Genomic DNA, 12,953 nt, shown 5'->3' with positions numbered 1-12,953 from the left:
GCCGATATTTTCAACTCTCTGGTCGAGTCACAATTGGAAAACCATTGTTAGACTTTTTAAATAAAGAGAAGAACTTACCAATTTTTAATGGGTTTCCTTTTACTTCACTGTCTTTAGAAACTAAGACTTTTGAAGCATCGGCCCCACCTGTAATTAACTGCAAATATAAAAGTTTAGTCAGCTTTAACGTTGGGCAGTTTGTTGGTAAGCGATCATTTTCATATTTATCAAAGAGCATTACGGAGTTTTCAATCCGCAATGAAAAATTTTCTTGTGTATCGGTCAGGACCAAGTTCATACATTGATTTTCATTTTTTAAATTTTCGACATCTAGATTGGTTGCCATCGCCTCAAGAAATCTTTCAGTAGGCGTATGAATCAGTAAACCTAAACGACCAGACGTACTCTTAAGTGGAGTAAAGCCTTGTAATTCTTGAGCACCTGATAAATAGAAATTACGCCAAGTTGCCGCTTCTGCTGAATAACCTAATTGTCGATAGGTTTTTGCTAATAAATCTTTTGCTTGAGAATTTGCTGGATTATTAAATACCACATACTTTAAAACTTCTGCTGCCCATCTATATTCAGCTTTGTTATAGGCGTCTTGAGCATTTTTCAAGGCATTCGCCTCTCCTCCTGCCAGTTCAATATATTTCTTTGCTGCATCTTTAGGCGGTAATGGGTCTAAATTTGAAGGATTGGCGTCAAACCAGCCCATATAATATTGATATACAGCCTTCGCATTATGTTTTAAGGTGCCATAATAGCCGTGCGCATATAGCTTTTGATCTAACTCTGGCGGCAGTTTAATTTTTTCTGCAATTTCAGCACCATTTAAACCAGAATTCATATAACGAACTGTTTGGTCGTGAATGAATTTATAGACATCTCTTTGTGTTTTAATAAAATCTTGAATATTTTGATTACCCCAAACAGGCCAATGATGCTGAGCAATAAAAACCTCTGAATTTTGAGTTTGCTCTAAAGCTTGGCTTAAATAACTGACCCATTTTAGCGTATCACGGACTTTAGCACCTCGTAATGTGTAGAGATTATGCAAAGTATGAGAAAGGATCTCTGCACCGTTATACAGTTTCATTGAGGGAATTGAGAAGGTTAATTCTGAAGGTGCTTCAGAACTCGGAACGTTATAAAATACGAAATCTAACCCATCAATATTCATTTTTTGTTCTTTCTGGGTAATTAACTGATTGGGTTCTAAAATCCCGATTTGGCCGACTGCTACAGCCTTACCTAAACCATTATCTACTAAACCTTCGGTATTTTTAGGCAAATATGTTCCATACATATAGGTTGCTCGCCGAGTCATTGCTGGGCCAGCCATAATATTCTCGCTGGTCGCTTCTTCCATAAAGCCTTCGGGTGCAATAATCGATATTTTCTTTTGCTTTAATTCTTCGGTAGAGATAACACCTAGCGCTCCCCCAAAATGGTCAACATGGCTATGTGTGAAAATAATCGCTGAGATTTTTTGGTCACCTAGATGCTGCCTTGCAAATTTAATAGCAGCTTCGGCAGTTTCTTTTGACGTTAAAGTGTCAACAATAATCCAGCCGCTCTTCCCCTGAATAATGGTCATGTTTGCCAGATCAAAACCGCGAACTTGCCAAACACGGTCTGCAACTTTAAACAAACCCACATTATTATTTAATTTAGCCTGCCGCCAAAGGCTCGGATTTACAGTATCAGGGGCCTGATCTTTAATAAAATTAAATGCATCAAAATCCCAAATTACATCTCCTTGCTCATTCTTTATTTGCCCACTGGGTTTAGCAATAAAACCTCTTGCGGCGTTATTAAACTCATCAGCATTTTGGAGATTATATTTACTACTATAAGAAGCATTTGAATCAATAACTGCTTTTTCTACTTTAGTTGCTGCAAATGTATTGAAAGATAAAGCGCATAACAATGAAGTAGTGAGTACGTTAAGTTTCATAAAATTTCCTTATTTATGTTCTCTATACGTTGTATCCCATCATATTGGGGAGACATTTTTATTGAATTAAACTTTCTTATTGAACTAACAAAAAACCAATCTTTCATCAAAAAATTGGTTTAGTTTGAACCTAGATTTTAAGAACATCCTTTTGTTTCAAAAGCGTCTTTCGAGGTGTAATGAATATCTGGTAAATAGTCGCCCATGACTGCTTTTTCTTCGCCTGGTGCTTTCACTTTTTGAACGGCGTAAGCAAAATCATTATTCGGTAATAAATTACGCATAATAAATAAGCCAAAGTCTGTGTGACCAAAAGCTTTACCATCTTCGGCTGTATAGCCTGAACCACGCGGGCTTAGCTCAAGAAAATACACGCCACACTCTTCTCGGGCATTTGCTGGTCGATCTTCTGGTAAAGATGCAACAATGGTATAGAAACCGTCTTTATCTACTTTTTGAATATTTTCATCATAAAGACAATAATTTGTTGCAGTGGTAATCACTTCGTTAGTACAAATTGACCAATAACGGACATCAGTTTTTTGAACAAATGGATCGTTATTAAATGTTTTCTCTGTGTTTGGAAGTTTACCTCGAAGTTCTATGACTTTACCTAGTTTACGGCTTACCGCAGCATAGACATATTCATTATCCGGAGTCGCCCAATAACCAAGTTTAGGTGTTACCGTTAAACCTTCACATTTATCGATCGGCTGCTTGGTAATCGGATCAAATTTATAAATACATTTGAAACTATCTAAAGCACTAAAGGCTTTGTACCATTTTGGCTCTTGTTGTGCAGGAAAACCCTCATATCTGTTTTGGTTAAAAGCATCCAAAGTAACTTTTAATGGCATTGTTGATATACGGTCAATCGGTGCTTTTTTTACCTGTAAAATATTACAAACGTCTTGCCCTTTCTTAATGTCACCGTTTGCCAGTTGTACTTTAAAACGCGGAAAACTTACATTACCTTTAATATCCATATTTTTGTTAGGTACATAGACACGGTACAAAATAGCAACTTTACCGTCTGCTGTTTTAGGCGCATACAAAGTATTACTTAAAGGACTATTTGGTAGGTCTCCCAATTGTAATTGCACTGAGTAAGCGCGGTTTTTACCTAGACGGTTATTGCCGACTACAAACGGGTTAACTGAACCTTGGTTAGGCAAAATAGTAGCGTCTAATAATGAGTTAACCCGCTCACCTTTAGCAGTATAGCTCACCAATGAAAAGTGTCTTGAATAAGGATAATCACCATCAATCATCACTTTTGCACCTTCAGGTACAATAAATTCTGATGACCAATATGTCACGTTAGAATCGGGAAAAGCATAGTTTAAAGGATCTTCACCCGTATGCTGTTTACTTGTCACAGAATCTTGCCACATGCAATCTGTTAACTCAGTTTCTGGGGTGGTTGGATTATTTACCTGAGTGGAATCATCGCTGTCATTACATGCACTTAAACTCACTGAACCAACAACAGTCAATAATATTGCAATCTTTAATCGATTAATCTTTTCCATAATTCTTTTTTCCATTTTGACCAAATTATAAAAACTTCATCCTTTGGTTTCCCTTGTTATATTTTGAACCTTAAATTTTAAGATCTAATCCATTTAGATTAAAATAATAATCCAAATAGATTAAATATCAAGCTATTTTTATCACCAATCAAGAAAATTATTTCCTTCTATTAAGTCAATAAAATTATTTTCAATATCAAAAGGATAAGTAATAAAAAATATTATTTTAAGGCATAGTGAATATGCAGATACTCTAAAAATGTTAAATGAGACCCTCTAAAATTATCTTTGTGAAATTAGACAAACTTCTTTCTTTATTTATAAAAATGTTCAGCTTTAAAACGAATTCCCCCTTCAATATAGTCTTTTAAATATTTTCCTAATAATCTATGGTCCTTAACATCTGTTGGCCAAAAATGCTCAAGCCCAATATCACTAATCACATTTAAAATGATATTAAAAGTAAAAAGAACTTTAAGTGAAATCGCATTAGAATCAGCATCAGGTAAAGCCTGTTTTAATAAAGCTACAGCTTTATTTGCAATCGGTACTAAGGTTTTCGCAACAATAACTCGTCCTTCATCTCCGGCACTAATGGTCTTAGAGAAAAACTTTAAGTAATGAATTCCGTTATCCTGTAAAAGTATTTTTACCATTGGCTTCATTAACGCATCTACCACATCAGAAACCTGTACGTTATCTGAAGGAATAGCATTTAGTAATTCAAGGCTGTCAGCCATATATGGCTGCATAACATGATCTAAGGCCGCTTCTACTAAGCCCCATTTAGACTTAAAGTGGTAATAAAGTGCCGACTTGTTTGCTACGCCTGCGGTCTCATTAATTTTTTGCACTGATAGCGTTTCAATATTATTTTGTGAAAAGAGAATGATTGCTGCTTCTATCAATTTTTCTTTAGTCTGCTGTTTACTCATTAGATTCCACAATTCAGTTAAAATTAAATTCCTTAAGGGCATAGACATAACAAATAAACCAAAATTTAATATATTGGCCTTATAAGTAAGTCAAACAATCAAAGATGAATTCAAAAACTTCTAATTATTTTGTTTAACAGCGTTCATCTTTAAAAGAAAAATAATAATCCATATAGATTAAATAGCAAGTTTTTTATTGGAAGGATTTGGGTTTGTCAGCTTACTTTTAGCATCCTAATTTGTTGTAAAGCTGTAGTGATTGATGCAGCAATAGTTCTGCTGCATCAATCAATTACCTATTAAGATATTTAAAACATGATTAAATATGATTCATTCGCTCAAGTTCACAAATTAAACCAGAATGGTCTAACTCACCATCTCCGGCAACAAGCATATTTTCAAATAATTGACTGACCTGTTGGGCAATAGGTAAATTCAGCTCAAGCGATTTGGCATAGTTAACGGCCGTATGAATATCTTTATGCTGGTTTCGAGCAGTGCCTCCCGGTTTAAAATCTCGATTTAGCATACGCTCACCATGCTGCTGTAAAATTGGGGAGTCGGCAAAGCCTCCCGTGAGTGCCTGTTTTAGCTTAATAGGATCGGCGCCAGCTTTACTGGCAAGCAATAAACCTTCGCTTACTGTTGCAATGGTGGTGGCTACAATCATTTGATTTACAAGTTTTGCAAGCATTCCACAGCCAGCCCCGCCCACTAAAATTGGTCGGCCCATTGCACTTAAAATAGTTTCAGCTTGTGAAAATGTTTTAGCTTCACCACCTACCATAATAGCAAGACTTGCATTTTGAGCACCTTTTTCTCCACCGGACACAGGAGCATCTAAGTATCTAAGTCCTCTTTGTTTACACTTTTCATTTTGTGCTTTTGCAACTTCAACCGGTATCGAACTCATGACAATAACCGTGCTTTCAGGTTTTAGCTCTGAAACTGCACCGTGTTCTTTAAACAGAATTTCATCACAGGTTTTTCCGTCGCTAAGCATACAAATCAGAAACTCTACATCTTTTCCAACTTGTTCAAGGTCAGAGCAAACATGGGCACCTGCCTCTTTTAAGCTATCTGCTTTAGAGGAAGTTCTATTCCAGACCTTAACTTGATGACCTGCCTTGAGTAAATTCATAGCCATCGGCATACCCATAATGCCTGTACCCACAAACCCGATGGTCGCCATTATTTCATCTCCGCAGCTGTTCGAACTTTAAGTTGCTGTTGTTCTACTTTTAAGCTATTCGATTTTAACTTTGCTAATAGCAATAGTCCTAAGCCGCCCATCGCTACAAAGCCGGCAATAGCAAGGAATGCGACTGTGTAAGTTCCTGTGGTCGTGTATAAATATCCAGTTAAATATGGGCCAGTAAAACCACTTAAATTACCTACCGAGTTAATCAATCCGATTCCGGCTGCGGCCCCCACACCCGTTAGAGTTTGTCCAGGAATGGTCCAGAAAATATTAATCGCACTAAATACGCCAATCGCAAGCAGAATAAAGCCTACAATAATTGCCCAAGGCTGATTTACAATCAGTGCAATCGCAATTGCGAAAGCCGCCATAAGTGCAGCACAAGCACCGTGTTTGTAACGCTCTTGTTTACGGTCAGAACGGCGGCTCCATAAAACCATACCAACAGCTGCAAATGCATATGGAATTGCGGTAAGTAAGCCATTTTGAATAAGGCTAATTTGCATACCAAATGTGTTACGGAACGACTCTAAAACACTTGGTAAGAAGAAGAACATCGCATTTGAACCAGAGGTAATTCCAAAGTACACAACTGCCATAATCCACACTAAAGGGTTTTTAAACACTTGTTTAATGAGTTCACCTTTTGTTAAAGCAGCATCGGCAGATTGCGCTTTTTCTCTTTCTTCGCGCTCTAATGTAGTCATTAACCATTGACGCTGCTCAGCTGTTAACCACTCTGCTTCTTTTGGGTTATTGGTTAAATATTTAAGACAGATTAATCCTAAAATAATGGAAGGAATTCCTTCTAGCACATACATCAAACGCCAGCCTTCATAGCCAATCGTATTGCCCCATTGCATGAGACCGACTGAAATTGGCGCTCCAATAATTTGAGCAATTGGTAGTCCAAGATAAAACGTTGCAAAAACGCGGGCACGATATTTTGCAGGAAACCACAAGGTTAAATAAAAGATAACGCCCGGAAAGAAACCCGCTTCTGCAATACCAAGTAAAAACCGTAAAACGATAAATTGAGTGCCGCTATGAATAAAGCCCATAAGTCCGGCAATAATGCCCCAAGTAATCATAATTCGGGCAATCCAGATTCGTGCTCCAAAACGATGAAGCAAGATATTACTTGGAACTTCTGCGATAAAATAACCAAGAAAAAATACACCCGCACCCAAACCAAAAATGGTTTGAGTAATTCCAAGTGCATCATTCATGTGTAGGGCAGCAAAACCAATATTGGTTCTGTCTAGAAATGCCATAATGAATAGAATAATGAGAAACGGGATAATTCGATTTGAAATACGTTTAATTGTCTGCTCTTCGAGAGCAGTTACATTTTTGATATCTTCCATAATAACTCTCACATTAAGTGGCGATCACTGCCATTAATTTTGGGTATCTTCTATATGTGCCTGAATCACGCTTTCAAAATTTTCATCTGCTTGGAAACCTAAAGATTCGGCATATTCAGCTTTCACCTGAACAGGCCAACTTTTAACAATACGTTGAATGGTTTTGTCTTCTTGCCATTGCACCAAATCAGTTGCTTGTTTGCCTGCAACTTTTTCAAGTGCCTCAAGCATTTCTTTAACTGTGACTGTTAATCCCGGTAGAGGAATAATTCGGTTATCTTGAAGTACATCTGACGAAAGTGACGCTGCTTTAATCATTGATTCAACACAACGTCGCGGTGAAGTAACAAAAACTGGAGTATCTGAAGGTACGGGGCAAATAGCCGGTTCGCCTTTTAACGGTTCACGGATGATTGAGCTAAAAAATGTCGAGGCAGCTTTATTCGGTTTACCGGGACGAACCACAATAGTCGGTAGTCTTAAAACACGACCATCAATAAAGCCTTTACGTGAATAATCTGAAACAAGTAATTCTCCTATCGCTTTTTGCATGCCGTAAGAAGACTTTGGTGTAACCACTGTCTCATCTGTCACAACTTCTGGTAATTGACCACCAAATACAGCACAACCACTAGCAAAAATGACTCGAGGCGTAGTTTGCTTCTTTCTTAATTCTTCTAATAAATTTAAGAGTCCATACAAATTAACATCCATACCTAAATCAAAATCGGCCTCTGCTGCTGAGCTCACCACAGCGGCCAAATGCCAAACGACATCAATATTTTCTGTAATATGAGCAACTGTAGTTTTATCGGTAATATCACCGACAATCACTTCAATTCTCGGGTCTTGCGGCAAATCATCGCCTGCAAATGCATCAAATAGAATAATTTTATCGATGGGCTCAGGTTTATTGTCCTCTAAAGTCAAACTGCCAGTTTTTAAGATCTCTTTAGCGATTTGTTTTCCAATAAAACCTGTTCCACCAGTGATTAGCACATTCATATAGAGGTCCTTTCCTAGTTTTTATTCACTTAAAAACTTTTGTAATTGTCGTGAATTAAACGATAAGGACTCCTTTTAATAATTTCCAATGAATAATTTCTAAATATTGATAACTTTTTAATATCAATTTTATGTTTATAAATTTACTAAACAAAGCAGGTTTTTCTTTTTGATTTTAAAGCCTCAAACCCGACTATGGTTTGAGGCTGAATATTTTATTTACGTTTTGCATTTTTAAGTAAGATATTAATAAATGCTGCTGCAATATCAGACACTGGTTCATCTTTGCGCGTCAAAATTCCATAATCCTGCGCATCTAAAATTAGATCTGTTTCTAAAATCTGTAATTGCCCCTCTTTTACCTGATCAATCACCATCGCTTCGGGCAACATTCCCACCATAGGTGCACCTTTTAAGATCTGCAAAAAGGTCTGCATCGACATGGTATTGACCGTATTTAAAGGAATCTTGACTTTTGCTCGGGCAAATGCGCCTTCCATACGTTCTCGAATTGGCGTGCCTTTCGGATAAAGTACCCATGGCCAATTTAGTAATTCTTCTAATGTACAAAACTTTTTATGAGCACATGGATGAGCATTATTTACCACTATGCAAAACGGCTCTGGGCCTAAAGGTTGGAAATCAAAAAATTGACTTTGCGTCACCGCGGTAAAACGACCTACGGCTAAATCTAGAGTATGTTCACTTAGCATTTCCATTAAATGGTCACTGGTTTGCTCAACAACATCGATAGAAAGTAGTGGCCATTGTTTCTTAATCTCAATAATTGAGTTTGGAATTACCACAGCGGTTGCGGCAAAGATACCGCCTACTTTTAAAAAACCATAACCACCTAACCGTAAAATTTCTATGTCTTCGACAAAATGCTTTGCATCATTTAAAACACGCTGCGCATATCGAATCACCTGCTCGCCCAAAGCTGTTACTGGCATATTGCGAGGCAGACGTTCAAAAACCTGAAATCCGAGAAGGCTCTCAATTTCTTTTAGCATTTTACTCACCGCAGGCTGACTTAAGTTCATCTGCTCGGCTGCCAAATGCATATTATTGGTTCGTGCCAAAGTTTCCAACAAAACCAAGTGCTTGAATTTCAACCAATTATTTAGGCTTGTATAAGTCAAATCCGCCATTTATAAAAATCCTTTTTGATAACTATTCGTTATTAATAATTAAATTATTACGATTGGTGTTTATTAAATAAGAAACATATCATGATTTCAAATAAAAGAAGGATGCTTTAAATGAACTTTACGTTAAATTCCCAGAACTCATTACCAGACGATGCAACTCAAGGATGCTTAATTGGTCGCGCGTGGATTCCAAATCAAATTTCCGGTCCATCTCCGATTCTTTTAAAAGGTGATCAGGTTTTTGATATTTCAGAAAAGTTTCACACGATTTCCCAGTTGCTTGAAAGCTCAGATCCTTTAAAAGCTTTATCTGAAATTGAAGGAAAATTAGTTGGGTCAATTGATGAGTTATTTGCCAATACAGTCGCTGAACCAGATACAAACAAGGCATATTTTTTAGCCCCTATTGATTTACAAGTGATTAAAGCGGCTGGTGTTACTTTTGCAGCAAGCATGTTAGAGCGTGTGATTGAAGAACAAGCTGGTGGCGATGCACAAAAAGCTCAATCGATCCGTGAAGTGGTACAAGGGGTAATCGGTGATAATTTAAAAACAATCGAACCCGGCTCGGAAAAAGCCCTTCAACTCAAAGAATATTTAATTGAGCAAAAAATGTGGTCTCAATATCTTGAGGTGGGCATTGGTACTGACGCTGAAATTTTTACTAAAGCACCCGTTTTAGCGGCTGTGGGAACTGGTCAAAATATTGGTATTCACCCGAAATCTGAATGGAATAATCCGGAACCAGAAGTTGTATTGGTTGCAAATAGCCACGGTAAAATTTTAGGCGCGACTTTAGGAAACGATGTGAATTTACGGGACTTTGAAGGCCGTAGCGCCTTACTGTTGAGTAAAGCCAAAGATAACAATGCATCTTGTGCAATCGGACCGTTTATTCGCCTTTTTGATCATACTTTTACTTTAAATGACATTCGTGCTTGTGATGTTGAACTGAAAATTGAAGGTACAGATAATTTTGTGCTCAATGGCGTGAGTTCTATGTCTCAAATTAGCCGTGATCCGGAAGATTTAATTCAACAAACCCTGAATGAAAATCATCAATATCCAGACGGTTTTGTTCTGTTTTTGGGAACTTTGTTTGCACCTACTCAAGATCGTGAGCAAGCTGGGGCTGGCTTTACCCATAAAGTCGGAGATGTAGTCCGTATTCATTCACCTAAACTTGGTACTTTATACAACACGGTTATGACCAGCGACAAAGCAACGCCGTGGAATTTTGGAATAAATGCTTTGATGCGTAATTTAAAGCAACGTGAATTACTATAATTTTCACGTATTATCAATCGGCTGAATTGTAAGATTCATCTCGTGAATAAACTAAATTTCAAAAAGTATGAGTGAAAGGATCAAAAAATGAATGATCAAAATAAACGGATTTTTTTACGTAGCCAAGAATGGTTTGATGATCCTGAACATGCCGACATGACAGCACTCTATGTTGAGCGTTATATGAATTATGGCCTGACCCGTGCCGAACTACAATCAGGCCGCCCGATTATTGGTATTGCACAAACTGGCAGTGATTTAACTCCATGTAACCGTCACCACAAAGAACTTGCTGAACGGGTTAAAGCAGGTATTCGAGATGCGGGTGGTATTCCCATGGAATTCCCCGTTCACCCAATTGCAGAACAAACCCGTCGCCCTACGGCTGCACTTGATAGAAATTTAGCTTACATAGGCTTAGTTGAAATATTACATGGTTATCCGCTTGATGGTGTGGTGCTAACCACAGGTTGTGACAAAACTACACCTGCTTGTTTAATGGCTGCCGCAACAACAGACATACCAGCCATTGTGTTGTCTGGTGGACCAATGCTAGATGGTCATTTTAAAGGTGAGTTAATTGGTTCTGGTACTGTGCTTTGGCATGCAAGAAATTTACTTGCCACAGGTGAAATTGATTATGAAGGGTTCATGGAAATGACCACTTCAGCATCGCCTTCGGTCGGGCATTGCAACACCATGGGCACTGCACTTTCTATGAATGCATTAGCAGAAGCTTTGGGCATGTCTTTGCCGACATGTGCAAGTATTCCAGCGCCGTATCGTGAACGTGGGCAAATGGCCTATATGACAGGCAAAAGAATATGTGAAATGGTGCTAGAAGATTTACGCCCTTCTAAAATCATGAACAAACAATCATTTGAAAATGCCATCGCGGTAGCTTCAGCATTAGGGGCATCAAGTAATTGCCCTCCTCACCTCATTGCAATTGCTCGTCATATGGGAATTGAGCTGAGTTTAGAAGACTGGCAACGTGTTGGGGAAAGTATTCCGCTCATTGTGAACTGCATGCCTGCGGGTAAGTATTTAGGTGAAGGTTTCCACCGTGCGGGTGGTGTTCCTGCCGTTCTGCACGAATTACAAAAAGCAGGTGTTTTACACGAAGACTGTGCATCCGTCAGCGGTAAAACAATGGGAGAAATTGCTAAAAATGCAAAAACCTCAAATGCAGATGTCATCTTCCCTTATGAACAACCCTTGAAACATGGTGCAGGTTTTATCGTGCTTAGCGGCAATTTCTTTGACAGCGCCATTATGAAAATGTCTGTCGTCGGTGAAGCATTTAAGAAAACCTATTTATCTGACCCAAATAGTGAAAATAGCTTTGAAGCACGTGCAATCGTTTTTGAAGGTCCCGAAGACTACCATGCACGGATTAATGATCCTGCTTTAAACATTGATGAACATTGTATTTTGGTCATCCGTGGTGCTGGCACTGTTGGTTATCCGGGCAGCGCAGAAGTCGTCAATATGGCTCCTCCAGCGGAGTTAATTAAAAAAGGCATCGATTCACTGCCTTGCTTAGGAGATGGCCGCCAAAGTGGTACGTCTGCCAGCCCTTCTATTTTAAATATGTCACCCGAAGCGGCGGTAGGCGGTGGAATTGCATTATTAAAGACCAATGACCGTTTACGCATTGATCTCAATAAACGCTCCGTCAACGTACTCATTTCTGACGAAGAGTTAGAACAACGCCGCCGTGAGTGGAAACCGACGGTCTCTGCCTCTCAGACACCTTGGCAAGAAATGTATCGCAACATGGTGGGTCAATTATCTACTGGCGGTTGTTTGGAACCTGCAACTTTATATATGCGAGTCATAAATCAAGACAACCTTCCAAGACACTCTCATTAATTTCAGGATATTTGTTATGACCATTATCGGACACAACTTTATTGGCGGTTCACGTAGCGCACAAAGTACAACTTTATTGAAAAGTGTGAATGCAACAACGGGTGAAACTTTGCCTTATGAGTTTCACCATGCAACCGAACAGGAAATTAATCAGGCCTGTGAAGCGGCAAGCCAAGCCTTTAAAACTTACCGTCATACTTCACCTGAACAGCGTGCTACTTTTTTAGAAAACATTGCCGATGAACTCGATGCCTTGGGCACCGATTTTCTAGAGACTATTTCGCAAGAAACCGCTTTGCCACTTGCACGTTTGCAAGGCGAACGTGGCCGTACTAGTGGACAAATGCGCCTGTTTGCTAAAGTGTTGCATCGTGGTGAATTTTTAGGTGCCCGTATTGATACAGCTTTGCCTGAGCGTCAGCCTTTACCTCGTCCAGACTTGCGCCAGATTAAAATTGGTGTTGGCCCTGTGGCAGTCTTTGGGGCTAGTAACTTTCCGCTAGCATTCTCAACCGCAGGTGGTGACACGGCTTCAGCTTTTGCTGCTGGTTGTTCTGTGGTAATGAAAGCGCATAGTGGTCACATGGCGACAGCAGACTTTGTAGCTCAGGCAATTGAACGCGCCGTAGAAAAATCAAAT

At 38.8% G+C, this 12,953-nt stretch carries 10 protein-coding genes; 3 read left to right on the top strand and 7 right to left on the bottom strand.

Annotated features, from left to right (window positions below; translation table 11 throughout):
* Positions 1–10: 10 nt before the first annotated feature.
* From KTI78_RS17075 to KTI78_RS17045, 7 genes are all read right to left on the bottom strand, one after another.
* On the bottom strand, positions 11–1,960 hold the full coding sequence (locus KTI78_RS17075; protein WP_262446814.1) for an alkyl/aryl-sulfatase: 1,950 nt from the start codon (positions 1,958–1,960) through the stop codon (positions 11–13).
* A 137-nt stretch (positions 1,961–2,097) separates the two neighbouring features.
* Positions 2,098–3,492, bottom strand: coding sequence for a hypothetical protein (locus KTI78_RS17070; RefSeq protein ID WP_262446813.1), 1,395 nt, complete (start codon positions 3,490–3,492; stop codon positions 2,098–2,100).
* A gap of 314 nt (positions 3,493–3,806) precedes the next feature.
* Positions 3,807–4,427, bottom strand: coding sequence for a TetR/AcrR family transcriptional regulator (locus KTI78_RS17065; protein WP_016140946.1), 621 nt, complete (start codon positions 4,425–4,427; stop codon positions 3,807–3,809).
* A gap of 319 nt (positions 4,428–4,746) precedes the next feature.
* Positions 4,747–5,619, bottom strand: a complete 873-nt coding sequence (locus tag KTI78_RS17060) for an NAD(P)-dependent oxidoreductase (protein WP_262446812.1) — start codon at positions 5,617–5,619, stop codon at positions 4,747–4,749.
* Positions 5,619–6,995: an MFS transporter gene (locus tag KTI78_RS17055; protein WP_239970018.1), complete on the bottom strand. Its 1,377-nt coding sequence runs from the start codon at positions 6,993–6,995 to the stop codon at positions 5,619–5,621. Before KTI78_RS17055 ends, KTI78_RS17060 begins: the two co-directional genes overlap by 1 nt.
* A gap of 33 nt (positions 6,996–7,028) precedes the next feature.
* Positions 7,029–8,000, bottom strand: coding sequence for a D-erythronate dehydrogenase (gene denD, locus KTI78_RS17050; protein WP_262446809.1), 972 nt, complete (start codon positions 7,998–8,000; stop codon positions 7,029–7,031).
* Between the two features lie 215 nt (positions 8,001–8,215).
* A complete protein-coding gene (locus KTI78_RS17045; RefSeq protein ID WP_262446808.1) occupies positions 8,216–9,151 on the bottom strand; it encodes a LysR family transcriptional regulator in 936 nt (311 codons plus the stop codon).
* Positions 9,152–9,262: 111 nt separating this feature from the next.
* Between KTI78_RS17045 and KTI78_RS17040 the strand changes: the two genes are divergently transcribed.
* From KTI78_RS17040 to KTI78_RS17030, 3 genes are all read left to right on the top strand, one after another.
* The gene (locus KTI78_RS17040) at positions 9,263–10,438 is read left to right on the top strand and encodes a fumarylacetoacetate hydrolase family protein (RefSeq protein WP_262446807.1); all 1,176 of its coding nucleotides are present in this window, start codon (positions 9,263–9,265) and stop codon (positions 10,436–10,438) included.
* A gap of 87 nt (positions 10,439–10,525) precedes the next feature.
* Positions 10,526–12,313 (top strand): IlvD/Edd family dehydratase, encoded by a 1,788-nt coding sequence (locus KTI78_RS17035; RefSeq protein ID WP_262446805.1) that lies wholly within the window; start codon positions 10,526–10,528, stop codon positions 12,311–12,313.
* Between the two features lie 16 nt (positions 12,314–12,329).
* Positions 12,330–12,953, top strand: a 624-nt coding sequence (locus KTI78_RS17030) for an aldehyde dehydrogenase family protein (protein WP_262446804.1), incomplete at its 3' end; no start/stop codon positions are given.

It is taken from the genome of Acinetobacter sp. WU_MDCI_Abxe161 (assembly GCF_025514355.1).
Taxonomy (GTDB): Bacteria; Pseudomonadota; Gammaproteobacteria; order Pseudomonadales; family Moraxellaceae; genus Acinetobacter; species Acinetobacter pittii_E.
The sequence above is the reverse complement of the archived record's forward strand: the minus strand, read 5'-3'. Positions and strand labels throughout refer to the sequence as shown.

Coding starts and splice junctions, on each gene's coding strand:
- KTI78_RS17075 (WP_262446814.1), bottom strand. CDS start 1,960: ATGAAACTTAACGTACTCACTACTTCATTGTTATGCGCTTTATCTTTC.
- KTI78_RS17070 (WP_262446813.1), bottom strand. CDS start 3,492: ATGGAAAAGATTAATCGATTAAAGATTGCAATATTATTGACTGTTGTT.
- KTI78_RS17065 (WP_016140946.1), bottom strand. CDS start 4,427: ATGAGTAAACAGCAGACTAAAGAAAAATTGATAGAAGCAGCAATCATT.
- KTI78_RS17060 (WP_262446812.1), bottom strand. CDS start 5,619: ATGGCGACCATCGGGTTTGTGGGTACAGGCATTATGGGTATGCCGATG.
- KTI78_RS17055 (WP_239970018.1), bottom strand. CDS start 6,995: ATGGAAGATATCAAAAATGTAACTGCTCTCGAAGAGCAGACAATTAAA.
- denD (WP_262446809.1), bottom strand. CDS start 8,000: ATGAATGTGCTAATCACTGGTGGAACAGGTTTTATTGGAAAACAAATC.
- KTI78_RS17045 (WP_262446808.1), bottom strand. CDS start 9,151: ATGGCGGATTTGACTTATACAAGCCTAAATAATTGGTTGAAATTCAAG.
- KTI78_RS17040 (WP_262446807.1), top strand. CDS start 9,263: ATGAACTTTACGTTAAATTCCCAGAACTCATTACCAGACGATGCAACT.
- KTI78_RS17035 (WP_262446805.1), top strand. CDS start 10,526: ATGAATGATCAAAATAAACGGATTTTTTTACGTAGCCAAGAATGGTTT.